This window comes from Kutzneria sp. NPDC052558 (genome assembly GCF_044547355.1).
GTDB lineage: Bacteria > Actinomycetota > Actinomycetes > Mycobacteriales > Pseudonocardiaceae > Kutzneria.
On sequence record NZ_JBIUAG010000021.1, the window covers coordinates 1 to 24732 of the forward strand.

The window sequence follows — 24732 nt, forward strand, 5'->3', positions numbered from 1 at the left end:
GGCCGTACCTGGCCGGGATGGCACCGTCACACCACGCTGGTCACCGCCGCGTTGCTGTTCCTCATAGAACACCGCCGTGCCATGTCAAAAAGCGTAGCCCCGGCCTGACACTGCGCCAGACCGCCCTGCTCATCCAGGACATCCTGCGCTGCTGGGCCGGGGCCTGCGTGCTATGCCAACGAAACCTTCCTCCCTAACAAAGTACTGTTGAACGTCAGGAAGGGCCCCTTCATGACATCTCTCGGGCCTGCTCGGTCAGCCGATCAGCTGGAAGCCGTCGACGAGGAAGTAGGTGCCGTCGAGCTTGCTGACCGTCAGGGTGTGCGGGCCGGGCTTCAATCCCTTGGCCGTGAACACCTTCTGCTGCACGCCGCGCTGCGCGGTGTTGGCGCTGACGGCCGGCTGGGCCACGCCGTCGAGGGTGACGCCGATCTGGCCCTCGTCCGAGTTGGTCTCGGTGAGGAAGCTGATCCCCGTGCCGTTGAAGGTGATCGTCGCCGAGGCGCCGTTCTGCTGGCTGTAGTGAACGCCGCCGTTCAGGTCGCCGTAGGAGCGGCCGCCCTGGAAGGACCAGCTGCCGTGGTAAGCGACGCGCAGATCGTCGTCGTCGACCAGGCTCGGCTTGGGCGTGTCGGGCCCGGCGGCGTCGATGACGGCCTGGGCGGCGGGCGGCCAGTTGCCGTCAGGGACCACCGTGGACGGTTGCAGGGTGATGTCGGTGCCGCTGTTGTTGTAGTTGCCGGTGTCGGTGTAGTTGTCCACGATCCTGTCGTCGTGGATGGTCGGCGTCCACAGGTTCAGCCACAGCGAGCCGCCGATGGACTTGACCACGTTGTCGTGGGTGTACCAGAGGGAACTGCCCTCGTCGTGGTAGATGGCGTTGCAGCCGTTGACACACTCGCCGAGCACGTTGCCGGTGAACTCGGACTGCGCGGCCTGGCCGCCGAGGGTGTAGATGGGTCCGCCGTCGTTGAGCTCGCCCATGACGCTGTGCACGTGGTTGCCGACGACGTGGTTGCCGCCGGTGTAGGTGGTGCCGTGGGCGCACGGCTGCGAAAGTCCTTGCTTGGCTTGCAGTGCACAGCTGGAGGCCCAGCCCCAACCCCAGCCGATGGAGATGCCGGAGTATGGCGTGTAGCCGATGTCGTTGTGCGACAGCGTGGTGTTGCGGCTGTGCCCGACGAGAACGCCCACGGCGTCGGCGAATTCCTGGCCGACGTGCTGGATCGTGTTGTCGGACACGGAGTTTCCGCTGGTCTGGAGCGCGGGCTGGGTCTGGTAGTAGTCGTCGACCTCGCCGACGCTGACGCCGATGCCCGAGGTGTCGGTGACGGCGCTGCGGTAGACGGTGGAGTCCTGGGTCTGGTCGGCCAGGGCGATGCCGCTGGTGCCGACGTCGCGCACCGTGTCGTCCGAGAAGGTGATCCGCTGGCCTCGGTGCACCTGCACGGCGGCGGGGATGCGGATCGGCGCCCGGGTGGTCGGATCCCACAGCACGCCGGCCTGGTTGTCGACGTAGCCCTCGGCGGTGGGCGCGTTCCAGGTGGTGTAGGCGAACGTGATGCCGGAGAAGGTGATGTCGTGCACGGGGTTCACGACGTCGGGAATCACCGTGACCCCGTCGACCAGCATGTAGGCGCCGCCGGTCTTGACCAGCTTGACCGTGTGCTGGCCCTTGGGCAGGCCGGTGACGCTGACGATCGCCTGCTGCGCCAGGCGTTCCGGCGAGCCGGCGTCGACGGTCTGCGTCTTCACGCCGTCCACGTAGACGTCGGCGCTGCCCTCGTCGGAGTTGGTCTCGGACAGCACCTGGATGCCGGTGCCGGTGAAGGTGTAGCTGAAGGAGTCGCCGTCGGTGCTGGTGTAGTGCACGTCCCCGGCGAGGTCGCCGGTCGGGCGACCGTTCTGGTAGCCCCAGCTGCCGGTGTAGACGGCCCGCCAGTCGGTGTCGTTGAGCGGCGCCAGGTGACCCGGCGTGCCGCTGACGTCCAGAAGCTGTTGCGCGGTAGGCAGTTCGACGTCGGCCTTGGCCAGGTTCTCACCGGGCCGCGGCACGTAGTAGAGGTAGCCGGCCGCGCCGTCGAGGTAGAACTGGCCGGGCGTGCCGAGCAGCTGGTAGGCGTTCTCGATCCAGCTGATGCCGTTCAGCGCCGGCAGTCCCGCGCCGTTGAAGGGAAATCCCGGGTTGGGCACGCTGCTGTGGTTGTTGTTCCAGCAGGCCGGGTCGACCGTGAGGTCCGAGCCGCCCGCCGCGGTGCGGCTGATGGACGCCAGCGGGCAGCGCATCTGCTTCCAGCCGCTGTCGTTGACGATCTCCACCTGGCTCTGGTTGGTCCAGCCGGCGTACGAGCCGTCGGCCGTGGTGAATCCCGTTGCCGTGGTGGAGAAGCCCGCCGGGTTGACCGCGCCGCGGGCCCGCTGCGCCCTCGTGCCGTCGACGAACAGGTCCCGGCTTTCGGCGCCCTTGGGCACCTTGGCCCGGTAGATGTTCTTGGCCGGGTCCACCTTGGTGAAGCCCGTGACCCTGGCGCCGCCGCTGAGCACCGGATGCTGCCCCGGGGCGGCCCGGTAGACGACGCTGTGCCCCGGTCTGCCAGAATCCTCTGGCCCCAGGGTGAACGGTGTGGTCAGCCGGTAGGTGCCGCCACCCAGTTCGACCACCACGTCGCCGCCCTCGTGCCGGGCCTTGTCCCGGGCCGTGGTCAGCGAACAGGGCAGCTGGCTGAGGCATAAGCCACCCCACCCATCGGGCGAAACATGCAGAACATCCGAGGTATGCCCATTCACACCCACGGCCGTAGCCGCGGCTACCAGGTGTGCGGCGACAACGATGGCGAACCGCATCGGACCTCCAGTGGACCAGACGTCCGATGAATATAGACATACGGTCCCCCCAGGAGCGAGAGCCAAATCCCCCGCCCCCGGCGAGTCGCGCTCGCAGGGGCGAGATCAGGCGAGTTGCCGGGCGCCGGGGCCGGGGGTGGGGCTGATGTCGCGGGCGGCGAGGTGCTCGTGACCGGCGTCGCAGCGGAGGTCGGTGTGGACGGGGGCACCGCAGTCGCGGTGGTGCAGGAGCACGGCGGGGCCCGCGGGGTCGGCGACGTGGCGGTCGCCCCAGTCGAGCAGGGCGACGAGGATGGGGTACAGCTCCTTGCCCTTGGCGGTGAGGCGGTACTCCTGCCGGGCCCGCTGGCCGGGCTCCTGGTAGCTCTGGCGGTCGAGGATGCCGTGTTCGACGAGCGTGGCCAGGCGGGTGGCGAGGAGGTTGCGGGCGACGCCGGTGCGGGCCTGGAACTGCTCGAACCGGCGGTTGCCGTAGAACGCCTCGCGCAGGATCAGCAGCGTCCAGCGCTCGCCCACCAACTGGAGGGTGCGAGCGATGGAGCAGTTCTCGGTGCTGTAGCTGACCTGGTCGTCCACGCCCCCAGTGTAATCTGGGTTGAGAAGTTAGACGGAGGCCGTACGAGCGGCGGCGCGCAGGGCCCGCAGGGTGCGGGAGTCGGAGAAGCCGACGGCCCGGGCGGCGCCTTCGACGGTGGTGCCGCTGGCGATGAGGTGCTCGGCCCGCTCCAGCCGCAGGGCCTGCTGGTAGCGCAGGGGCGTGAGGCCGGTGGCGTCCCGGAAGCGGCGGGTGATGGTGCGCTCGCTACAGCCGAACTTGCGGCTGAGCTCGGCCAGCCGCAGCGGCTCGGTGTAGCGCTCGTCGATCACGTCCTGCAGCCGGTGGACCAGGTCGGACAGGTGGCTGCGGTGCCGCAGCAGGGCGCTGACCTGCTCGTCGCTGCCGTTGCGCCGGGCGTAGACGACCAGCGCCCTGGCGATGCGGCCGGCCATGGTCGGCCCGTGCCAGGTGGCGATCAGGTGCAGGCACAGGTCGATGCCGCTGGTGATGCCGGCCGACGTGGCCAGATTTCCGTCCACTGTATACAGAACATCCCGTACGACCTCGGCCGCCGGGTAGCGCGCGGCCAGCTCGTCCTGGAGCTGGTGGTGGGTCGCGCAGCGCCGGCCGTCGAGCAGCCCGGCCCGGCCGAGGGTCTCGGCGGCGGCGCAGACGCTGATCACCATGCCGCCCTGCCGGTGGTGCGAGCGCAGCACGGCCAGGGCCCGCTCGCTGGGCGCGACATCCTCCAAAGTGGCGCACTGCTTGCCCGGCACGATGACAATGTCGTTGGGGGACAAGGTGGGCCACGTCGTGGCCAGGCGCACCGGCAGCAGCTCGGCGGTGACCACCTCGGGCTCGTCGCCCACATAGGACAGTTCGTAGGGCAGGCCGAAGTCACGCGCGGTGTGGAACACCTCGGCCGGGCCGGCCAGGTCCAGCAGGTACACCTGCGGCTGAACCAGGAACACCACGCGGCGCATCGAACGCCTCCTCACCTCACCCGCCCCGGACTGTCCGGGTGCTAGCGATGGTGGGCTCGGCGACCGATCATGTCGACCGGATGCATCCGGTTTCTGACTGGATAACCTCCGGCGCTTGCCCGGGTGGGCACGCGTTGGCCAGCCGGATGCCGCTGAACCCCAGCGTGGTGGCGATCACCCGGTCCCAGAACGGCCACAGGTTGGGCAGCACCCGCAGCTGGATGCCGGCTTCCTCGTGCAGGGCGAACAGATCTCCGACGCGCTCGGCCGGCCCGAGCGGGCGGACGGTCCGGGTGGACACGTGGCAGTGGTGGTAGTCGCCGAACGGCTCGAAATCGTCAGCCGGCAGACGGTAGGCAAAAAGCTCGACAGTCCGCATCCACTCCAGCGCACTGTATTCAATCGCGTGCACACGCTCGCCGCCGAGCCACGAGCGGTCCTCCTCCGTGGTGGACTCCACGGTCCAGGCCATGGCCCGCGGGCACTTGCGCGGAAACCAGTAGTCGGGCGCGCGGGAGGCGTCAACCGCCCAGACGTAGGCCTCGGCGTACTTGGACGTGGCCGCCACGTGCGGCTCGAAGACGGTGATCGTCGGATCCTCGGAGAAGTGCAACACCTGGCCGGATTCAGGTCGCATCCATCCAGGCTATTGGCCCGGCACAAGTCCATTTAGATGCGCGTAGACGACGGCGTGCACCCGGTCCCGCAACCCGAGCTTGGCCAGGATCCGCGACACGTGCGTCTTCACGGTCTCGTCGCCGACATGCAGCTGCACGGCGATCTCGGCGTTGCTGTGGGCCTTGGCCACCAGCAGCAGGACCTCGCGTTCCCGGGGCGTGAGCTGAGCCAGCTCCGGCGGCTCGGGCGGCGGCGCGACGGCGGTGGCGAAGCGGCCGATCAGCCGGTGCGTCACCGACGGGTCGATCAGCGCGTCGCCGCGGGCGGCCACCCGCACGGCGGTGATCAGCTCCTCCGGCGGCAGGCTCTTGAGCAGGAAGCCGCTGGCCCCGGCCCGCAACGCCCGGTACACGTACTCGTCGTGGTCGTAGGTGGTGAGCACGATGACCTTGGTGCGGTTGCCGGGCGCGGCCAGGATCGCCTCGGTGGCGGCCAGGCCGTCCATCTTCGGCATCCGCACGTCCAGCAGGGCCACGTCCGGCCGCAGCCGCTGCGTCTCGGCGACGGCCGCGCTGCCGTCGCCGACCTCGGCCACGCAGCGGAACTCGGGCTGGGTCCCGAGAATCGCCCGCATCCCGGAGCGGAACATGGCGTGGTCGTCGGCCAGCAGCACATCCAGCGTCATAGGGGAAACACCACCGAAGTACGCCAGCTGCCGTCGGCGGCCGGGCCGCTGCTGGCGACGCCCTTGAACATGGTGGCGCGGTTGGCGATGCCGGCCAGGCCGCGACCGCGGTGCGGGCCGTCGGACGGACGGGCGCCCGGCGGCATCGGGTTGCTGGCGGTCAGGGCCAGTGACGACTCGCCGTAGTCGAGGTCCATCGCGACCGAGGTGCCGTCGCCGTGCCGCAGGGCGTTGGTGAGCATCTCCTGAGCGATCCGGTACAACGCGATGTCCAGCGATTCCGGCAGGTCACGGGGCCGGCCGGTGATGGACAGCGAGGCGTGCAGGCCGGCCGTGCGCACACCGTCGAACAGCTCGTCGATGTTGTCCAGGCCGGGCTGCCGGGCCCCGTCGGCCCGATCCCCGTGCAGCAGGTCGAGCAGGTGCCGGAGTTCGACCATGGCCGAGCGGGCCGAGCTCTCCACCGCCGTCACGGACTCGCCGAGCTTGGCGTTGTGCTGGTCGCCGGCCATGATCAGCCGGGCCGCGCCGGCGTGCACGTTGATCGCGCTGACGTGGTGGGCGATCACGTCGTGCAGGTCGCGGGCGATGGCCCCGCGCTCCTCGGACACGGCCTTGGCCACCGCTTCCTTGGCGTCCCGGCGTTCCTGCTCGGCCCGCTGCTCCAGCTCGGCCAGGTAGGCCCGCCGCGTGGTGGTGTAGCGGCCGACCAGCCAGGGCAGCAGCCCGAACTCCACCATCATCAGCAGGATGATCGGCCAGTTGTGCAAGCCGTTGGCCAGGTAGCGGGTCAGTCCGACACACGCCGTGGTGGCGATCATGGTGAGCCAGGCCGGCCAGCCGCGCAGCCACGCGCCGGCCCGGTAGCCGGCGATCATCAGGCCGGCGGTGTTGCCGCCGGCGGACGGCGCGATCGCCAGCACGGTCAGGATCCGGATCAGGCCGTGGGCCACGGCGACGTAGCCGGACAGCCGGGCCGGGCCGGCCAGCCACAGGTCGGCGCCGATGATCGCGAACAGCGTGACCGCCTGCATGACGGTGGTCGGGAAGCAGTCCGCGTAGCACACGTAGCCCACGTCCGCGATCACGCACAGGCCCGCGACCAGCAACGACTGGCGCGTGAGTGTGCCACGCACGGTGAACCGCATTGCCCCTCCCGGTCGATCCGGCACCGATCATGCGACACCCGACCCCGACGCCGAGTCCCTCCCACGGGGGACAATCATCCCTCGCGGCCGTGGTTACCGGGGGCGTTTGCCGGTCCTAGCGTCGATCACGATGAAAGCCACCGTTCTCGCCCTCCTGATCGGGCTGCTGCTCGTCGCGCCGGCGCACGCGGACACCGCGTCCGGCGGCGGCGACGTGCACGTGGCCCAGACGCTCGGCGACCGCGAGCTGACCGTGACGCTGCGCCGGGTCACCGGCGTGCCCGGCCCGCTGCACGTGGACGTGCTCACCCATGCCGGCTCGCCGGCGGGAACGCTGCGGTTGTCGATCACCGGCCCGGGTTCGGCCGAGGGCGCCGCCGTCGCCCTCGGCTCCCGGCCCGGCTCCTACGGCGGCGACCTGCGGGTGGACGCGGCCGGGCGGTGGGAGCTGGCCATCGACGACGGGCAGCGGGTGGCGCGCATCCCGTTCGTGGTGTCGGCGCAGCCGGTCAGCCCGCCGGAACAGGCCGTATACCTGGGTTTTCTCGTGACCGGGGTGGGTCTGGCGGCGACTTTGGCGGTGGCCACCCGGTCCCGGCGGGCATGGTGGGCGATGATCCCGGCCGGCGGCGCGATCGCCGGGGTGGCGGTGGCGATCACCGGGGCCGTGCTGTCGACGTCGCTGCCGTTGCCGCCGCAGCCCGGGACGCAGGTGGATGCCGACGGGATCAACACCACCGAGCCGTATCGGCTGGCCCAGCCGCTGACCGGTGACTACTCCCGTCAGCCGGCCAACCTGTCGCTGTCGCCGACTTCCGTTGCCACGCACCAGGCCTCGACCTTCACGCTGGCGTTGACCGACGGCGCGACCGGCCGCCCGGTGGACGACCTCATGGTGCACGACAGCGCGTTGATGCACCTGATCGTGATCGGGCCGTCCGGACAGCTGTGGCACCTGCACCCGATCCGCGTGACCCCGGGCGTTTTCCAGTTCCCGCTGACGATGCCGGTCGCCGGCCACTACGCCGTGGCGGCGGAGATCGCCCGGACCGGCGGCGGCGTGCAGCTCGTCCGCTCCACGGTCGGGATCGACGCCAGTGGTGATTCCGTTGGCACTAAACAGGATTCTCCAGCTGATGTGCACGTGACCGCGCCGGAGTTCGTCGCCGGTCAGCCGGGAACGATCGTCGCCCACGTCGGCACCACGGCGGATCTCCAGCCGTGGCTGGGAATGCTCGGGCATCTGCTCGCTGTCGGCCCGCTCGGCCCCGGCGGCGCGCAGGCCGCGCCGGTGTGGGTGCACGCGCACTCGATGGGCGGCGACATGACCGGCATGGCCATGGCCGCCGGGTCGATGGGCGGCCTGATGCCGGTGAACGGGGACAGCGCGCCGGACGAGACCGTCGCCGCCTACGGCCCGGATGTCGCCTTCACGTACACGTTTCCGCTGCCGGGCGACTACCAGGCCTGGATTCAGGTGGAGCGGAACTACCGGGTCGAGACCATCCCGTTGACGGTGCACGTCGACGCTGCGCCCGCTGCCAAGCAAGGAAAACACGACGTCACGGCCCGGTTGGTGGACACCGGGACCGCGGAGCTGGACGTGACGCCGTCGGCCGGCGCGACCGTGAGCGTGCAGGCCGTCATGCCGACCACCGGCTACGCCACCGGCCAGATTCCGGCCGTGGCCACGGACACCGGCAAGTTCAGGGTCACCGGGCTGCCGCTGATGATGCCGGGCCAGTGGGAGATCGTCACCACCGTGCGGGATCAGTCCGGAGTGGACGAACACGTGTCACCGGTGACGGTGACCGGATGAGGGGGCAGGGAATGAGGCCGACAGGGGCCGGATTCGTGTTGCTGGGCACGGGGATATCGCTGATCGGCACCTCGTGGGACGTGCAGTGGCACATCGACGTGGGGCCGGACACGTTCTTCACGCTGCCGCACCTGTTCATCTACTCGGGCAGCGCCATCGCCGGCATCGCCGCACTGGTCGTGGTGCTCGCCGTGACGGCCGCGCAGCGCCGCGGCGAGACACCCGACCCGCGCGACGGCGGCATCCCGATCCGGGTGTTCGGCGGGGCATTCACCGCGCCGCTCGGCTACCTCGTGACCGGGCTCGGGGCCGCCGCGTTCCTGTTGTACGGCCTCACCGATCTGTGGTGGCACACCGTGTACGGCTTCGACGCCGTGCTGAACTCGCCGCCGCACGTGGCGCTGTTCACCACCATCTCCATCACCATGATCGGCGCGGTGATCATCGCCGCCGCCGCGCGGGACCAGCTGTGGGGCCGGATCGCCATGGCCATCAGCGTTCCGGTGCTGATGACGTACTTTCCCATCACCGCCAACGCCTTCCAGGGCCTGAACCTGCCGTTCGACACAATCGTCGCCACCACCGCCCTGGTTGTCGTGCTGCTGCTCGTGGTCACCCGGGTCGCCATCGGCCGTCCCGGCGCCGCACTGGCCACGGCCGCCGCTTTGCTTGTCATGCAAGGGATTCTGTGGGTGTTCACGCCGTGGGCCACCGCGGTCTACGCCGACTCGGTCGGACTGCCGATGCGGGACGGCATGGGCGGCGAGCCGTCGCTGATCCCCGCCGGCATCCCGATGGCCGCCCTGCTCGCCGCGGTCGCCATCGAGCTGCTGCTGCGGCGCGGCCCCCTGCTCGCGGGCGCGACCGCCGGCCTCATCCTCGGCCTCACCTTTGTCCTGCAACGTGATTGGCTGCACTACGGTCCACATGCGACTCCGCTGCTGCTGATCGCCACGACCATCGCCGGCGGCCTGTTCGGTTGGCTCGGCGCCTATCTCGGTTCACGTTTCGGCGCCATGGTGCGCGTCGGGGAGAAGGTGCCGGCATGATCAAGCGCCTGTCCGCCGTGCTGGCGGCCCTGCTGCTCACCCTGGCCACCGCCTCGCCGGCGATGGCCTACGAGCCGGTCAATGTCGTGCACACCGAACGAGTCCAGGTCGGCCCCTACGGTCTCACCGTCGGTTTCTCCACCTGGCCGCTGCGGGCCATGCAGTCCCTGGACTTCACCTTCGCGCCCGACGGCGGCATCGAGGGCAAGACCGGCGCCTACGTCCGCACCGGCCCGTCGGGTTCGCACACCTACCCGATCCCGCTGGCCCGTCATCCCCGCAAGCGGGACGTCTGGGGCCTGGACGTCTTCGCCCTCCAGACCCAGGGCACCTGGAAGCTCACCTTCGCCATCGACGGCCCCCAGGGCCACGGTGAGGGAACCTTGAGCGATCTCCAGGTCCTGGAACAGCCCGGACCGCCGCTCACGCTGAGCTGGATCGTCTGCTCGCTGCCGTTCCTCGGCCTGGTCGCGTTCCTGGTCGTCGCCTGGCGGCGCGGCAGCCGAAACCTCGTTCCCGCCACCTGATGCCCGGCCGGTCCGGCCGACTGCCGTCCAGTCGGCCGGACTGGCCACGAAACCGGCCACCGGCAAGGCAAACAGGCCATCCACCTGGACGGACGATGACCAACGCCAGCATGGGCTACCGACCGTGGTCCGCCGGCCGGCCGGTGACTCCATTCCGGCGAAACACCGCGGCGGCACCGTAGCCGAACCGCTCTCCCAGCTGCCACACTGACGCCTCCTTCGGATCCGGACCTGAGGGACCAGCGTGAGCGATCACCGGCACGATCACCGTAACCCGACCCTTCGGCTTCTCGTGGACGCGTTGCAGGAGGTCTCGTCGCTGCGGTCGGTCCACGAGCGCCGGCTCGTGCTGGAGCTGTTGCGGGACAAGCTGGGCAACGGCTTCCACGTCAACGAGTACCCCGAGACCCGGGCCCACCTGTTCAGCATCGCGCGCACCTGCCACGACCGCCGCGGCGGTCTGACCGCGCTGGCCGAGGCGTTGCGGGACCTGGAACCCGGCTCGCTGGCCGTGGCGCAGGCCTGCCGGCTGATCGAGGACATGAGCCCGCTCGACCTCGTCGCCGACTTCGACCGCGAACAGCTGTTCGAGATGCTGCACGGGATCGAGCTGCCGCAGCTGACCGAGCTGTGCCAACGGGTGCTCGGCCCGGCCGCGCCGCACCCGGACCCGGGCCTGGAGCGACTGGTCGACGTCTGGTTCTGGTTGGAGGACCAGAACTCCCGCGCCGACGGCCTGCCACCGGCCCTGGTGTTCGTGGAGCAGCTGGCCGCCCGGGTGGGCAACGGGCTGGCGGCCCGGCTGCGGTGGTGGGCCGACCGGCAGGCGGAGCGAATGGGCCTGACCGACCAGATGCGTTCCCTGCGCGGCCTGCCGGCGCCGCCGGTCGCGACCGGCGCGGACCGGTTGTACCTGTTGCTGCAACTGGAACGCGACCTCGTGGACGAGAACCGGTACGTGCTGTCGCACTGGCGGCAGGCCGGCGACCGGCAGTGGCGGCCGGAGCGCGGCGAGGACCGCACCGGCGGCCTCACCGACATCGAGCGGCACGTGGCCGAGCTGATCGACGACGCCGAGGCGGATTGGGCGATGTCCACGGATCCGATCGCGCTGGAGTTCATCCTGCCCCGCGAACTCGTGCACCTGCCCCTGGACCGCTGGGTGCTGTCGGCCGAGGGTGGCATCGTGCGCCGGCTGGGCACGCATTACCAGGTGTCCGTTCGCAGTCTTGAACGCATGCGAAAACGGTCGTGGCAGCGGCAATGGCGCTCCCGCTGGCGGGCGGTGCGCGACCACACCGGCGCCGGCTATGTGTGCCACCAGGACCGGCAGGACCACCTCGACGAGTTGCAGGCGGTGCTGGCCGACCGTGGCGACATCGCGGTGGTGTTGCTGGATCACCGCATCGAGCCGAGCGCGGAACTCGGGCCCGACGCGCTGACCGTGGCGCTGCGCGAGGGCGTGCCGATCGTGCTGTGGTGTCGCGATCCCGACGCCGGCGCGGCGTTCGCGACCGCCGCCGCCGAACTGGTCGCGCGGGCCGGACTCCATCAGATCAGGGAGAGCGTTCGGACCATGCGTGGTAAAGCCCATCGTGTGGACACCGTGGATCAAGTGGGAGCGCATGTGAGCCTGCTGTGGGACGACCCCGAACGGCTGATCGACCTGGGCGAACCGGGTGCGCCCCGGCGCGAGGTCGGGCGGTGACCTCCGGCGGCGGGCACCGGCCGTACCGTGGCACAGGCATGCCGCGGCCGGATCTCAGCGCCGACGACCTGCTGCCGCCACCGCCGCCGTGGCGCGCGTTCGACGGCGGCCCGATTCAGCCTCCCCCGCCGGAGGACGACGCCGAGAACACCCGCCGCCTCGGGGCCATGATCGTCACCACGCCCGAGGGCGGTTCGTCGCAGGAGATCAACCTCGTCAACTCGGCGTTGCTGCTGCGCCGGCCGCTGCTGGTCACCGGCCGGCCCGGCACCGGGAAGTCGGCGCTGGCCTACCGGATCGCGCGGGAACTGCGGCTGGGCAAGGTGTTGCGGTGGACGATCACCTCGCGGTCCACCCTCAAGCACGGCCTGTACGACTACGACGCCATCGGCCGGGTCGAGGCGGCCAGCATCAACGACGGCGCCACCGGCGGCATCGGCGACTACCTGACGCTGCGCCCGCTGGGCACCGCCCTGCTGCCCTACGAGCGGCCGCGGGTGCTGTTGATCGACGAGATCGACAAGAGCGACATCGACCTGCCCAACGACCTGCTCAGCGTGTTCGAGGACGGCGAGTACGACATCGCCGAGCTGATGCGGCTGGACAAGGTGCAGCCGGAGATCGAGGTCCGCACCGCCGACGGCGGCGTCGCCGTGGTGCGGCACGGCCGGGTCCGCTGCCGGGCCTTCCCGATGATCGTGATCACCAGCAACGGGGAACGCGAGTTCCCGCCGGCGTTCCTGCGCCGCTGCCTGCGTCTGCGCATCGAGGACCCGACCGTGGAACAGCTGGCCTCGACCGTGCTCGCGCACTTCCACGGCGACCAGAACAGCCTGTCGTGGGAGCTCGTGCGGTCGTTCTTCGAACGCAGCCGGCGGCTCGGCGGCCTGGCCACCGACCAGCTGCTCAACGCGGTGTACCTGGTGACCTCGGGGGCGTACACAGAAGACGAGCTGTGGGACAGCCTGGTCGACTCGGTGTGGCAGCGCCTGACGGAAGCCGAATGACCACTGGGCCGGACAATCCCGCCACAACCGGGGAGCGCTTGCCCACCCGCCGCCTCCGCGCGGACGAGATCGCCGACGCGATCTACCTGGCGACGCACCTGTCCGACACCGCCATGCCGAGCCCGTCCGACCACGCCGCCCCACCACCGGAGAGTCCGCCGCCGCCTCCGGAAGCCACCGATGCCAGCAGTGCCAGCGAATCCTCGGACAGCGCCGCCGGCCAGCTCAGCTCACCGCCGCCCCGGCTCGACGCCGTTGTGGAGCCCACCGCCGACGGCGCCGGGCACGACGTGGCCGGCGAACCGGACTGGCACAACGGTTTCGGACTCACCGGGCAGCGGTCGATCTCCCGCGCCCTGCGCCCGTTCAAGCGGACCGAGCTGTCGGCCACGCTGACCGAACTCGACGAGGAGGAGACCGCCAACAACGCCGCCGTGCAACGGCGCTGGCTGCCCTACCTGAGGCATGCTCAGGATCGGGCGATGGAGGTCGTGCTCGTCGTCGACGCCGGCGAGTCGATGGTGCTGTGGCGTCGCACCGCGACCGAACTGCGGGTGCTGCTGGAGCGGCAGGCCGCGTTCTCCACGGTGCGGGGCCTGCAACTGGACACCGACCGGACCGGCAGCCTGTGGCTGCGCGGCGAGGCCGCCTCCGGCGCGCGGCGGAGTCCGGCCGAACTACTGGATCCCACCGGTCGGCGGCTGGTGCTGCTGCTCACCGACGGCATCGGCGCGGCCTGGCGCGACGGCCTCGTACAACAATGGCTGGGCCGTTGGGGCCGTTGCGGTCCGGTGGCGGTGCTGCACGTGCTGCCCCGGTCGCTGTGGCACTGGAGCCGGATCCGGCCGACGCCGGTTCGCCTGCACGCGGCGGCCCGGCGGGTCGCCAACAGCCGGCTGCGCTGCGATCTGGTGCCCGACGGCGCCCGGATTCCCGTGCCGGTGCTGGAACTCGACGAGCGGACCCTCGGCCCGTGGGCGCGGCTGGTCGCCGAGCCCGGCGCGAACTCGGTGCGGCTGCCGGCCCTGCTCGTGAGCACCGGGCCGACCGCCGCCGAGTCGGCCGACGAGCCCGTCGACGACGACGATCAGGATGCGCTGCACCGGGTTCTGCGGTTCCGGGCGGCCGCGTCCACCACCGCGTTCCGGCTTGCCCGGCTGCTGGCCGCCGCCCCGCTGAACCTGCCGGTGATGACCCTCGTGCAGCGCTTCATGCTGCCCGACGCCCGCGGCGCGCACCTGGCCGAGGTGTTCCTGTCCGGCCTGCTGACCCGGATCGACGACGAGATCACCGACGTCGGCACCGTCGGCTACGACTTCAAGCCCGGTGTGCGGCAGGAGCTGCTGGCCGCCGGCTCCCGGCGGGACACCGCCCTGGTGGTCCGGCTGGTCGCCGACCGGCTCGGCCCCCGGGTCGCCGCCGTGCGGGGGCTGCGCGAGGCGCTGCGCTCTCCGGACACCGCGCCGCACCCCGATCTGCGGAGTCCTTCGGCCCGCCGATTCGCTACCGTCGAACAGGCAGTGATGACGGCATTGGGCGGCGACTACTCCAGACGGGGCAAGGCCTTGCGTGCCGCGCTGGGCGCGTTTCCCCAGACGAGCAGCCCGGCGAACGGCGAACCCCGCGAGCGGCCTGTCCACGACCCGAAAGGCGCCATCGTGGACGACGGGCACAACGACCTGGCGACGGCCGCGCACCCCGGCGCGACGCCGCCGCACCTGCCACGGCCCCGCCGACGCCCCGGCGACTTCCCCCCGATCTGGGGCAACGTGCCGCTGCGCAACGCTAACTTCACCGGCCGGGAGGAGCTGCTGCGCCGGCTGTCCGCGCAGCTGGACTCGTCCGCGCCGACCGCCGTGCTGCCCGAGGCCCTGCACGGCATGGGCGGCGTCGGCAAGACCCTCATCGCCGTCGAGTACGTCTACCGCCACCTCGACGACTACGACCTGGTGTGGTGGATACCGTCGGAGGATCCCGCGCTGATCCAGTCCTCGTTCGTCGAGCTGGCCGACCGGATGGGGCTGGCCACCGCCGATCCCAGTCCCCAGGTCGCCGTGCCCGCCGTGCTGGCCGAGCTGCGCAACCCCAGCCTGGACTCCCGCTGGCTGGTGGTGTTCGACAACGCCGACCGGCCCGAGGACCTGCGCGGCTTCCTGCCGCAGGGCCCGGGCCACGTGATCGTCACCTCCCGCAACCCGGAGTGGGCCAACCTGGCCCGCGCCCTGGAGGTCGACGTCTTCGAACGGACCGAGAGCGTCGAGCTGCTCCAGCGCCGCTGCCCCGAGCTCACCCACGACGAGGCCGGCCAGCTCGCCGAGGTCCTCGGCGACCTCCCCCTGGCCCTCGAACAGGCCGGCGCCTGGTGCGCCGCCACCGGCATGCCCGTGCCCGAGTACCTGGAGCTGTTCGAACGCCAGCGCGCTGAACTGCTGCGGGCGCACGCCCCCATCGACTACCCCGTCACCGTCGCCGCCGCCTGGAACGTCTCCCTGGACCGCCTCCGCCAGGACTCCCCCCAGGCCCTGCTGTTCGTCCAGCTCTGCTCCTGCTTCGCCCCCGAACCCATCCGCCGCGGCATCTTCAGCGACCTCGGCGACGCCGCCGTCCCCCCCGAACTCGCCGAACCCCTCCGCCGCCCCATAGAACTCGGCCGCGCCATCCGCGAGGTCAAGCGCTACAGCCTCGCCCGCGTCGACTACCACAACGACACCGTCCAGCTGCACCGCATCGTGCGGGCCGTGGTGCAGGACCAGATGACCCCGACCGAACAAGCGAGGATGCGTCACATCGCCCACCTGCTGCTGCTGAAGACCGATCCACGTCTACCCGGGGTGCCGAAGCACTGGCCGGTCTACAGCAGTCTGCAGCCACACGTGCGGGCGGCCCGCGCGATCGACTGCGACGACACGGATGTTCGGCGGCTGGTGGTCAACCAGGCGGTGTTCCTCAACGCCTGGGGCGATTACCAGGCCTCGTACGAGACGGCGGAAGAGGCCCGGCGGGTCTGGCACGAGCGATTCGGCGAGCGGGATCTCGACACACTGTCCGCGGCCCGCCGGGTCGGGACCGCGCTGCGCAACCTCGGCCGCTTCCAGCAGGCTCGCCACATGGACGAGCGAACCCTGTCCCTGCTCAGGGAAACCGTCGGCGACGACCACGAGGAGACGCTCATCCTGGCCGGGCTGGTCTCCTCCGATCTCAGGGCCATCGGCGACTTCCACGGTGCGCGGCGGCTCAACGAGGACACTCTGGAACGCAGTGCCCGCACGCTCGGCCCGAACGACGAGAACACGCTGTACGCCCAGCACAATCTCGCGATCGGCCTACGGTTGACCGGCGACTTCGCGCAGGCGAGGATCATGGACGAGCAGGTGTGGGACGGCCGCCGGACGATGTTCGGCGACGACGACCGGTTCACGCTGATGTCCCTGGACGCCATCGCGCTGGACGAGCGGCTGCTGGGCAACCACGCCGAGGCCTGCCGGCTGGGCGAGAACGTCGTTGCCGCGCATCGCCTTCTGCTCACCGGCGAGCATCCCCAGACGCTCACCGCGATCGCCAACCTCGCCGTCGCCCGACGCAAGGCCGGCGATCACGTCGGCGCGTTGGAGCTGTCCACCGAGGCGCTGCGCGGGTTTCGCAAGCGGCTCGGCGACGATCACCCGGAGACGATGGCCGCGGCGATGAACGTCTCCATCGACCGCAGGCACGCCGACGACCTGCCGGTCGCCCGCACGCTCGGCGAACGCAGCCTGGACCGCTACCGCGGCACACTGGGCGAGCAGCATCCGTTCACGTCCGCCGCCGCGACCAACCTGGCCGTGTCGGTCCGGCTCATGGGCGTGGTCGAGGAGGCGGAGCGGCTGGATCGGTTGGCACTCAGGCACTTTCGGGCCGCCCTTGGCGTCGACCACCCGTTCACCTTGGTCGCCGCGACGAACCTGGCCAGCGACCTGGCCGCGGCGGGAGATCACCAGGCGGCGCTGGAACTGGACGCCGACACGCACGCGCGATCCCGGCGAACGCTCGGCGACCGCCACCCGTCGACCCTGGCAGTGGCACTGAACCACGCGCTCGACCTGGCGTCGCTACGCCGGGACGATGAGGCGGAGGCCGAGCGCACGCCGTTGCTGGACCGGTTCCGCAACAGCCTCGGCCCCGCTCATCCCGCCACGGGGAACGCCGAGAACCGTCTGCGGGCCGACTGCGACATCGAACCGATCACGATCATCTGAGGTCGTTGTCGAACCAGGCGGCCAACGTCTCAGGGTCACCCGGCTCGGCCAGGTGTGTCGCGCGCACGAGCTCGGGGAACTCCAGCAGGCTGCGGCGGCCGGTGGCCAGTCCGAGGCCGATCCACCCGGCATGGTCGTGCGGGTCGGTCCTGATCTGCTGCACGTAGAGCATCCGAGCCCGATCGCCGGCCCCGTTGACCAGCGCCAGGTCGGCCGGCGTGGCCCCCGGCACCTCATCGGCCACCGTCTCGTCGGTGAGCGCGGCGAAGGTCGTCGGTTCGGCCAGCGACCACTGCGTGAGATGGGTCCGGGCCCGTGGTTCCACCATCGGATCCAGGGTCGGCACGAGCTCGGCCTGATGGCCCCCGGACCACGGCTTTTCGGCTCGCCGCAACGCCACTGCCTGCCGCACCTGACCGTCCGACGGGCGAAGGTGCCGAATCCGCCAGGTGGCACGGTGATCGGCCAGCACTCGGTCGGCGAGCCGCTGGACCGGCGGCGCCACCACGCCGTCCGCCCAGCCATCGGCCACCGACGTCATCTCACGGACGAAGAACTCACCCCTGGCCGTGAGCAGGCCACTGCCGGCGATGGCCTCGAGCGCGGGCACGACCTGCCCCCGCCGCACGGCGAACTCCAGATTCCGCACGGGGTCGCTGTGCCGCTCACGCCGCCAGAAGTCGGTGACGGCCAGAAACGAATACGCGCCGTGCAGCAATCCGTGCAAGGGTCGCGGGTCATCCCGCCACGGTGCGTAGTACGTCTCGTGCCGGTCCTCGACGTCCAGCGCCACCAGGGTCAGCACACCGTTGAGCTTGCTGTGCGAGAACTCGTGGATCAGCATCGACGCCACCGTCGCCGCGTCCTCGACCGCCCCGATTTCCATGGTGCCGAAGGCATCCGCGGTCGATGCGCTGGCCAGCCGGAACCGGTTCGCCGCCGCCCTCGGCACCAGTGCGGACATGCCCACCGCCAGCTCGTCCGCGGTGTCGGGATGATTGGTCGCCAACAACCGCCAAGCCCGGTCCAGGCGTTGCCGCCAGCCCTCGACCTGGTCGGGAGTCAGCCGTCGCGGCGGCCGCACGCCACCGAACCGGTAGGGCTGGCTGTCGTCCAGAGCGACGTCCAGCACCTTGCCCGCGTGCTCACAACGAACTCGCTGCTGTGCCTGCCATCCCGGGCCATCCTTGGTCAGGGTTTCCGGCAATTGGACGGTCCCGTCCACCGTACGCACGAACACACGCCGCGATATCACCGCCAACTCGGCGTGATCATCCGAGGTCAGTGTGACAGTCCCCAGCCCAGGCAAGGCAATCATGCCGGCGATCGCCGGTATGGCGAGCTTGCAATCGATCCCCGCGGCGATCGCGGCGGCGGCGGCGACCGCCTGGGCCTGGCCGGCGAAGGGGAGCAATTGCTCGCGGTCCTTTGTGGTGGCCACGCGTCGCAGGGTGTCGGTCGCCCAGCCCTGCACCTCGGGCCGGTCGAGCACCTCGGCGACGGCCCCTGGATCGGCCTGTTCGGCGTCGACCAGTGTGTCCCAGGCCTCATCGAGGGCCAGGCCGGCCGGGGCGAGATCGAGCAACGCCCGCAGGCTGACCAGCACCTTGCTGTGGTAGCCGGCACGGAGCTTGCGCACCGCCGCCGTGCCGCCACGTCCACGGGCGATCGATGCCAGCTCGGCATCGGTGAGCACGTGTGTGGTGTACATCCCGGGCCGTCAGCAGCCGCTACCGCCGCCGGCACTCTGGGTCTTGAGCACCTCGAGCCAGGGACTTCCAGCCTCGTGCACTATGCGCGCTTCTGACCGCTTCAACTCGGGATCCGCGCTGGTACGAAGCTCGGAGAGTGAAACGGCGGAGAGGTCGACCAGGGCCGACGAGGGGCCCACAAGCGTAACGTGCACAGTGCACCCTACAAGAGACTTGTAGGGTGCACCCGTGAATTCTGCGACTTCTGTGCGACTTCACTGAATCGTGTTCTGCGGCCACGATCGGTCACGTGCGCTGCACGTGCTGCCAGCCGAAGCGGCCCTTGACGCAGAGGTTGCCGTGCGTGACCGTGCTGTCATGGGGTGAGGTGACCTTGACGATCTCGTTGTCCTGGACATGCAGGGTCAGGTTGCAGCCCACTCCGCAAAACGTACATACGGTTGTGGTTTCGGTCTGGGCCGACTCGTCCCAGGTGCCCTCGGCGCGCTTGTCGAACTCGCGGCGGAAGCTGAGGGCGCCGGTGGGGCAGACCTCGATGCAGTTGCCGCAGTAGACGCACGCGCTGTCGGGCAGCGGGGCGGAGAACTCGGTGGAGATGCGGGAGTCGAAGCCCCGGCCGGCGACGGCGATGGCGAAGGTGTTCTGCCACTGGTCGCCGCAGGCGTCGACACACTTGTAACAGAGGATGCACTTGGCGTAGTCGCGGACGTAGAGCTCATTGTCCACAGTGGCCGGTTGGGCGACGGTGGCGGCGTCGGGGCCGAAGCGGGACGGGTCGGCCCCGACCTCGGCCATCCAGCCGGCGACGTTCGGGGTGGTGGACAGGTCGGTGGCGGAGCCGAGCAGTTCGAGCACCAGACGCCGGCTGTGCCGGGTGCGCTCGGTGTCGGTGCGCACGACCATGCCGGGCTCGACCTTGCGGGAACAGGAGGGAACCAGGGTGCGGGAGCCCTCGACCTCGACCATGCACACCCGGCAGGCGTTGGCCGGCTCCAGGGTGTCGCCGTAGCACAGGGTCGGCATGTCCTTGCAGGCGCTGAGAATGGTGGAGCCCTCGGGCACGGCCACCGGTTCACCGTCCAAAGTGAACTCGACGAGCCGGCGAGGCAGTCCGATGTCGACGGCAGTCACAGCTTCACCCCAAGACGGTCGATGGCGGATTCGATGGCGTTCCATGCGGTCTGCCCGAGGCCGCAGATGGAGGAGTCCCGCATCACCTGGCCGACGTCCCGCAGCAGCACGAGGTCCTGGGCGTCGCCGCTGCGGCCGACGAGGCGGTGCAGCGCCTCTTCCTGGCGCACGGTGCCGATCCGGCACGGCACGCACTGCCCGCACGACTCGTCCCGGAAGAACTCGGCTATGCGCAACAGGAATCCGCCGACGTCGACGGTGCCGTCCAGGACAAGCACGACCCCGGAGCCGAGGGTGGCGCCGGCGGCGCGGGCGTCCTCCATGGTCAACGGCAGGTCGATCTCGTCGGGCCGCAGGAAGCCGCCGGCGGCGCCGCCGAGCAGCACCGCCCGCAGATCCTCGACGCCGCCGGCCAGGTCGAGCAGTTCCCGCAGGGTGGCGCCGAACGGCACTTCGTATACACCGGGCTTGGGCACGGTGCCGGAGACGCAGAACAGCTTGGAGCCGGTGGAACCGGCGGTGCCGATCCGGCCGAACGCCTCGCCGCCCTCGGTCATGATGAGCAGCACGTTGGCCAGCGTCTCCACGTTGTTGACCACGGTCGGCCGGCCGAACAGGCCCTGCTCCACCGGGAACGGCGGCTTGCTGCGGGGTTCGCCGCGAAAGCCCTCGATGGAGTTGAAGATCGCGGTCTCCTCGCCGCAGATGTACGCCCCGGCCCCGCGCCGGATCTCGATGTCGAAGTCGAAACCCGGCTGCCCCATGATGCCGTCGCCGAGGAGACCCCGCTCCCGGGCGACGGCGATGGCGTTGCCCAGCAAGGAGAAGGCCAGCGGGTACTCCCCGCGGATGTAGAGGTAGCCGCGGGTGCAGCCGGTCGCGTACGCGGCGACGGTCATCGCCTCGATCACCGCGAACGGGTCGCCCTCCATCAGCACGCGATCCTTGAACGTGCCGGGTTCGCTCTCGTCGGCGTTGCACACCAGGAAATGCGGCCGCGCCGGCTGCCCAGCGGTGGCGGCCCACTTGCGCCCGGTCGGGAAGGCCGCGCCGCCGCGACCCATCAGCCGCGCGTCGGTGACCTCGCGGATCACGCCCTGTGGCCCGAGCCGCAAAGCGTTGCGCAGCGCGGTATAGCCGCCGGCGGCGCGGTAGTCGTCGAGGCTGCGCGGATCCACCACGCCGACCCGGCGCAGCAGCCGCAGCGAGGGATCTCCCCGCTGTGGCAACGGAAGCTCCGGCATCAGGTACTCGGCTCCCCCGCCGGCCCCGACGGCCAGCGCCGCCGGCGCGCGTTCGCAGACCCCCAGGCACGGGCTGCGAACGACGTGCTCGGTCTGCGCGGCGGCCAGCGCCTCGGCGCCGTTGACCTTGCAGGCCAGGTCCACACAGACGTGCACCACCTGGCGTGGCCGCTCCTCCAGGGAGAACAGGGAGTAGAACGTGGCCACGCCATAGGCCTCCGCCGGCGGCACCGACAGCCGTCGGCAGATGTGGTTCAACGCGCCCTCGCTGATCCACCCGACGGCGTCGTTGGCCGCATGCAGGGCCGGCAACAGCTGGTCCCGTCCGAGATCGGTGCCGGCCAGCGCCGCGTCGATCGCGTTCTTCTCCACTGTGGACGGTTCGGCGTCCAGAAAACGCAGGTCCATCAGCGGCTCGCCATCTGACTCGAATCGAGCTTGTCCACGCGGATCGCGGCCGCCTTGTACTCGGCGGTGCCGGCGACCGGATCGGTGGCCTCGATGGTGATCTGGTTGACGTCCACCTCGTCCGGGAAGTGGAAGGTCATGAAGGCCAGGCCCGGCCGCAGCCCCTCGTCGATGCGCACCGGGGCGACGATGGCGCCGCGCCGCGACGAGATCTGGACCAGCTCGTCCTCGACGACGCCGAGGTCCAGAGCGTCCTGAGGGCACAGGTCCAGGGTCTCGCCGCGACGCAGCGGGGACGGGAACCCGGCCGACTGCACGCCGGTGTTGTAGGAGTCCAGGCGCCGCCCGGTGGTCAGCCGCAGCGGGAACTCCGCGGTCAGCTCGTCCACCGGCGGGCTGTGCCGCAGCACCGAGAACGGCGCCGGCCGGCCCCGTTTCACCGGGTCGGTCTCCCACAGCCGGGCGTGCAGATAGGTGGGCTCCAGGCTGTCCTCGCTGGGACAGGGCCACTGGATGCCCCCGAGGTCGGCCAGCCGCGCGTAGCTCATCCCCCGGTGCATGGGGGACAGCGCGCGCATCTCGTCCCATACCTGCTCCGCGCTGTCGTAGTGCCAGTCGTGACCCAGCCGCTTCGCCAGCTCGCAGAGCAGTTCGATGTCGTCGCGGGCGCCGTCGGGCGCGGACACGGCCTTGCGCACCCGCTGCACCCGGCGCTCGCTGTTGGTGAAGGTGCCGTCGGTCTCGCACCACGCGGCCGACGCCGGCAGCACCACGTGGGCCAGCTGCGCGGTCTTGGTGAGGAAGATGTCCTGCACCACCACATGGTCCAAATTGGACATACGCTTGACCGTGTGCTCGCAGTCCGCCTCGGACTGCACCGGATTCTCGCCGATGACGTACACGGTGGTCATGTCGCCGCGTTCCATCGCCGCCAGCATCTGGGTCAGGTTCCAGCCCTTGTAGGGCGGGATCTGGGAGCCCCAGGCGGCGTCGAACGCGGCCCGCACGTCGGCGTCCTGCACGTCCTGGAAGCCGGGCAGCCGGTCCGGGATCGCCCCCATGTCCCCGCCGCCCTGCACGTTGTTCTGGCCCCGCAACGGATTCAGGCCGGCCCCATACCGGCCGACCTGCCCGGTCAGCAATGACAGGTTGATCAGCGACAGCACGTTGTCGGTGCCGTTGTGGTGCTCGGTGATGCCCAGTGTCCACGAGAGCTGGCCCCGGTCGGCTCGCGCGTACGCGTGGGCGAGCTCCCGGATCAGCTCGGCCGGCACGCCGGTCTCCAGCTCCGCCACCGGCAGCGTCCACTGCTCGACCGAGGCGGCGTACTCGGCGAACCCCTCGGTGCCGCGCTCGACGAACGACCGGTTGACCAGCCCGGAGTGGATGATCTCGCGGGCGATGGCGTTGGCCAGCGGGATGTCGGTGCCCACGTTGAGCCGCAACCACTTGTGGGCCCACTTGGCGGTGCTGGTCAGTCGCGGGTCGACGACATACAGTCGGGCGCCCTTGTGCACGGCCTTGAGCACGTGCTGGAAGAAGATGGGGTGCGCCTCGCGGGCGTTGGAGCCCCACAGCACGATCAGGTCGGCGTCCTCGATCTCCTGGTAGGAGGACGTGCCGCCGCCGCTGCCGAACACCTTGGCCAGTCCGGCGACGCTGGGGGCGTGGCAGGTGCGGTTGCAGGAGTCGACGTTGTTGGTGCCGATCACCGCGCGGGCGAACTTCTGGGCCACGTAGTTCATCTCGTTGGTGGCCCGGGCGCAGGAGAACATGCCGAACGCGTCCGGCCCGCCGGCGGCGACGTTGCGCCGGAAGCCCTCGGCCGCCCGGTCCAGCGCCTCGTCCCAGCTCGCCGGCCGCAGCACGCCGGCGTCCCGGACCAGTGGCCGGGTGAGTCGGACATAGGGTTCCCGCTTCCTCCGGCCCATGGCCCACCCTCCTCGAAGACTGTATGCAGTCTACGATATTCGCCTATCACGATTCAGGGCAAGCCACCGTCCTCTGTTTCAGATGACACAGAGCGGCGGGCCGGCGGGCGGCAAGGTGGATCAATGGAGACCCACCTCGACGCCCACTACGTGTCGATGGTGCTCGTCGACGTCGAGCGCTTCGGCGACCCGACGCGGACCGACAACCACCACCTGTCCGTCCGCCACGTCGTCTACTCGGCGCTGACCAGTGCCTTCACCGCCTCCGAGATCCCATGGGACGACTGCGACGTCAACGACCTGGGCGACGGCGTGATGGTCCTGGTGCCGCCCGTGGTGTCCAAGAGCCGGCTGGTCGCCCGGCTGCCCGAACGGCTGGTCGACGCGCTGGGCCGGCACAACCGCGGCACCGACGCGCCCTCCCGGGCCCGCCTGCGGCTGGCCCTGCACGCCGGCGAGATCCACCGCGACGAGCACGGCATCACCGGCGACGCGCTGAACTTCGGCTTCCGGCTGCTCGACGCCCCGGCGGCCAAGCGCGCCCTTGAGCTGGCCGCGGGCGACCTGGTGGTGATCGTCTCCGATGACCTCTACCTCAGCGTCGTCCGGCACGACCCGGCGGCACAGCCGCACACCTACCGGCGCATCGACTTCCGGATCAAGGAAACCGCCGCCGGCGCCTGGATACGACTTCCGGGTGACAGCCACGGCGGGGCATTAACGATGACATCGACAGCGCCGATGCTGGCTGAGTCCGTGCCGCCGTGCACCGTCGAGCCCGAGCCGGAGGACCCGGTGAGACAGGTCCTGGTCGCCGACCGACGTCGCCCGCGCAAGCCGCAGGTCGGTCTGACGGCGCTGGTCGAAGCGCTGCTGGCGGTCCCGTTCATGGCCAGCGAGGCCGGTCGCCGCCTGCTGCTGGACAACCTGCGGCCCGAGATCGCCAATGCGGTGGCCTACTACCCGCAGGCCCGCCTGCACGTGTTCAGCCTGGTCAACACCTGCGTGCGCTACGACTACGGCATCGAGGACCTGCTGGGCACGGTGCACGAGCTGGAGGGGGACGGCCCGGCGGTGCGCGCCCTGGACGCCACGGTGGCGGCGCTGCTGGAGCGGCCCGGCCCCGATCGGCCCCTGGGCTGAGG

The 24732-nt window shown here is 70.6% G+C and carries 17 protein-coding genes; 7 read left to right on the forward strand and 10 right to left on the reverse strand.

Features of this window, described 5'->3' with window-relative positions; genetic code table 11:
- Positions 1–255 precede the first annotated feature (255 nt).
- The 6 genes from ACIG5F_RS31550 to ACIG5F_RS31575 form a co-directional block, all read right to left on the reverse strand.
- Positions 256–2664 (reverse strand): right-handed parallel beta-helix repeat-containing protein, encoded by a 2409-nt coding sequence (locus ACIG5F_RS31550; RefSeq protein WP_396523555.1) that lies wholly within the window; start codon positions 2662–2664, stop codon positions 256–258.
- A 285-nt stretch (positions 2665–2949) separates the two neighbouring features.
- On the reverse strand, positions 2950–3420 hold the full coding sequence (locus tag ACIG5F_RS31555) for a winged helix-turn-helix transcriptional regulator (RefSeq protein WP_396523556.1): 471 nt from the start codon (positions 3418–3420) through the stop codon (positions 2950–2952).
- A gap of 27 nt (positions 3421–3447) precedes the next feature.
- Complete coding sequence (locus tag ACIG5F_RS31560; RefSeq protein WP_396523557.1) at positions 3448–4365, reverse strand: GlxA family transcriptional regulator; 918 nt, start codon at positions 4363–4365, stop codon at positions 3448–3450.
- 67 nt (positions 4366–4432) lie between these two features.
- A complete protein-coding gene (locus ACIG5F_RS31565; RefSeq protein WP_396523558.1) occupies positions 4433–5002 on the reverse strand; it encodes a DUF6886 family protein in 570 nt (189 codons plus the stop codon).
- 9 nt (positions 5003–5011) lie between these two features.
- Positions 5012–5668, reverse strand: a complete 657-nt coding sequence (locus ACIG5F_RS31570) for a response regulator (RefSeq protein WP_396523559.1) — start codon at positions 5666–5668, stop codon at positions 5012–5014.
- A complete protein-coding gene (locus tag ACIG5F_RS31575) occupies positions 5665–6816 on the reverse strand; it encodes a sensor histidine kinase (RefSeq protein WP_396523560.1) in 1152 nt (383 codons plus the stop codon). The genes ACIG5F_RS31570 and ACIG5F_RS31575 overlap by 4 nt, the downstream gene beginning before the upstream one ends.
- A gap of 130 nt (positions 6817–6946) precedes the next feature.
- On the opposite strand from ACIG5F_RS31575, the gene ACIG5F_RS31580 reads away from it, so the two are divergent.
- From ACIG5F_RS31580 to fxsT, 6 genes are all read left to right on the forward strand, one after another.
- On the forward strand, positions 6947–8635 hold the full coding sequence (locus tag ACIG5F_RS31580) for a hypothetical protein (RefSeq protein ID WP_396523561.1): 1689 nt from the start codon (positions 6947–6949) through the stop codon (positions 8633–8635).
- A gap of 11 nt (positions 8636–8646) precedes the next feature.
- Positions 8647–9684, forward strand: coding sequence for a hypothetical protein (locus ACIG5F_RS31585; protein WP_396523562.1), 1038 nt, complete (start codon positions 8647–8649; stop codon positions 9682–9684).
- Positions 9681–10211, forward strand: a complete 531-nt coding sequence (locus ACIG5F_RS31590; protein WP_396523563.1) for a hypothetical protein — start codon at positions 9681–9683, stop codon at positions 10209–10211. The genes ACIG5F_RS31585 and ACIG5F_RS31590 overlap by 4 nt, the downstream gene beginning before the upstream one ends.
- A gap of 292 nt (positions 10212–10503) precedes the next feature.
- Positions 10504–11919 (forward strand): hypothetical protein, encoded by a 1416-nt coding sequence (locus tag ACIG5F_RS31595; protein WP_396523564.1) that lies wholly within the window; start codon positions 10504–10506, stop codon positions 11917–11919.
- A gap of 38 nt (positions 11920–11957) precedes the next feature.
- The gene (locus ACIG5F_RS31600) at positions 11958–12926 is read left to right on the forward strand and encodes an AAA family ATPase (RefSeq protein WP_396523565.1); all 969 of its coding nucleotides are present in this window, start codon (positions 11958–11960) and stop codon (positions 12924–12926) included.
- Positions 12923–17161 carry an FxSxx-COOH system tetratricopeptide repeat protein gene (gene fxsT / locus ACIG5F_RS31605; protein ID WP_396523566.1) on the forward strand — a complete coding sequence of 1413 codons (4239 nt, stop codon included), beginning with the start codon at positions 12923–12925 and terminating at the stop codon, positions 17159–17161. The genes ACIG5F_RS31600 and fxsT overlap by 4 nt, the downstream gene beginning before the upstream one ends.
- Here fxsT and ACIG5F_RS31610 read toward each other — a convergent pair.
- The 4 genes from ACIG5F_RS31610 to ACIG5F_RS31625 all read right to left on the reverse strand — a co-directional run bounded on the left by ACIG5F_RS31610 (position 17154) and on the right by ACIG5F_RS31625 (position 23587).
- The gene (locus ACIG5F_RS31610; protein ID WP_396523567.1) at positions 17154–18857 is read right to left on the reverse strand and encodes an HEXXH motif domain-containing protein; all 1704 of its coding nucleotides are present in this window, start codon (positions 18855–18857) and stop codon (positions 17154–17156) included. The two genes, fxsT and ACIG5F_RS31610, sit on opposite strands and share 8 nt — an antisense overlap.
- 301 nt (positions 18858–19158) lie before the next feature.
- Entirely contained in the window at positions 19159–20004 is an 846-nt protein-coding gene (locus tag ACIG5F_RS31615) for a 2Fe-2S iron-sulfur cluster-binding protein (RefSeq protein ID WP_396523568.1), read from the reverse strand.
- Positions 20001–21656, reverse strand: coding sequence for an NADH-ubiquinone oxidoreductase-F iron-sulfur binding region domain-containing protein (locus ACIG5F_RS31620; RefSeq protein ID WP_396523569.1), 1656 nt, complete (start codon positions 21654–21656; stop codon positions 20001–20003). Before ACIG5F_RS31620 ends, ACIG5F_RS31615 begins: the two co-directional genes overlap by 4 nt.
- On the reverse strand, positions 21656–23587 hold the full coding sequence (locus tag ACIG5F_RS31625) for a molybdopterin oxidoreductase family protein (protein ID WP_396523570.1): 1932 nt from the start codon (positions 23585–23587) through the stop codon (positions 21656–21658). Before ACIG5F_RS31625 ends, ACIG5F_RS31620 begins: the two co-directional genes overlap by 1 nt.
- 123 nt (positions 23588–23710) lie before the next feature.
- Here ACIG5F_RS31625 and ACIG5F_RS31630 point away from each other — a divergent pair, with 123 nt between their 5' ends.
- Positions 23711–24730 carry a hypothetical protein gene (locus ACIG5F_RS31630; RefSeq protein WP_396523571.1) on the forward strand — a complete coding sequence of 340 codons (1020 nt, stop codon included), beginning with the start codon at positions 23711–23713 and terminating at the stop codon, positions 24728–24730.
- The last annotated feature ends 2 nt before the right edge of the window (positions 24731–24732 follow it).

Excerpts from the sequence above, each read along its gene's own strand:
- ACIG5F_RS31600 (WP_396523565.1), top strand. The coding sequence starts at position 11,958 with ATGCCGCGGCCGGATCTCAGCGCCGACGACCTGCTGCCGCCACCGCCG.
- ACIG5F_RS31565 (WP_396523558.1), bottom strand. The coding sequence starts at position 5,002 with ATGCGACCTGAATCCGGCCAGGTGTTGCACTTCTCCGAGGATCCGACG.
- ACIG5F_RS31625 (WP_396523570.1), bottom strand. The coding sequence starts at position 23,587 with ATGGGCCGGAGGAAGCGGGAACCCTATGTCCGACTCACCCGGCCACTG.
- ACIG5F_RS31630 (WP_396523571.1), top strand. The coding sequence starts at position 23,711 with ATGGAGACCCACCTCGACGCCCACTACGTGTCGATGGTGCTCGTCGAC.
- ACIG5F_RS31560 (WP_396523557.1), bottom strand. The coding sequence starts at position 4,365 with ATGCGCCGCGTGGTGTTCCTGGTTCAGCCGCAGGTGTACCTGCTGGAC.
- fxsT (WP_396523566.1), top strand. The coding sequence starts at position 12,923 with ATGACCACTGGGCCGGACAATCCCGCCACAACCGGGGAGCGCTTGCCC.
- ACIG5F_RS31575 (WP_396523560.1), bottom strand. The coding sequence starts at position 6,816 with ATGCGGTTCACCGTGCGTGGCACACTCACGCGCCAGTCGTTGCTGGTC.
- ACIG5F_RS31580 (WP_396523561.1), top strand. The coding sequence starts at position 6,947 with ATGAAAGCCACCGTTCTCGCCCTCCTGATCGGGCTGCTGCTCGTCGCG.
- ACIG5F_RS31570 (WP_396523559.1), bottom strand. The coding sequence starts at position 5,668 with ATGACGCTGGATGTGCTGCTGGCCGACGACCACGCCATGTTCCGCTCC.
- ACIG5F_RS31620 (WP_396523569.1), bottom strand. The coding sequence starts at position 21,656 with ATGGACCTGCGTTTTCTGGACGCCGAACCGTCCACAGTGGAGAAGAAC.
- ACIG5F_RS31585 (WP_396523562.1), top strand. The coding sequence starts at position 8,647 with ATGAGGCCGACAGGGGCCGGATTCGTGTTGCTGGGCACGGGGATATCG.
- ACIG5F_RS31590 (WP_396523563.1), top strand. The coding sequence starts at position 9,681 with ATGATCAAGCGCCTGTCCGCCGTGCTGGCGGCCCTGCTGCTCACCCTG.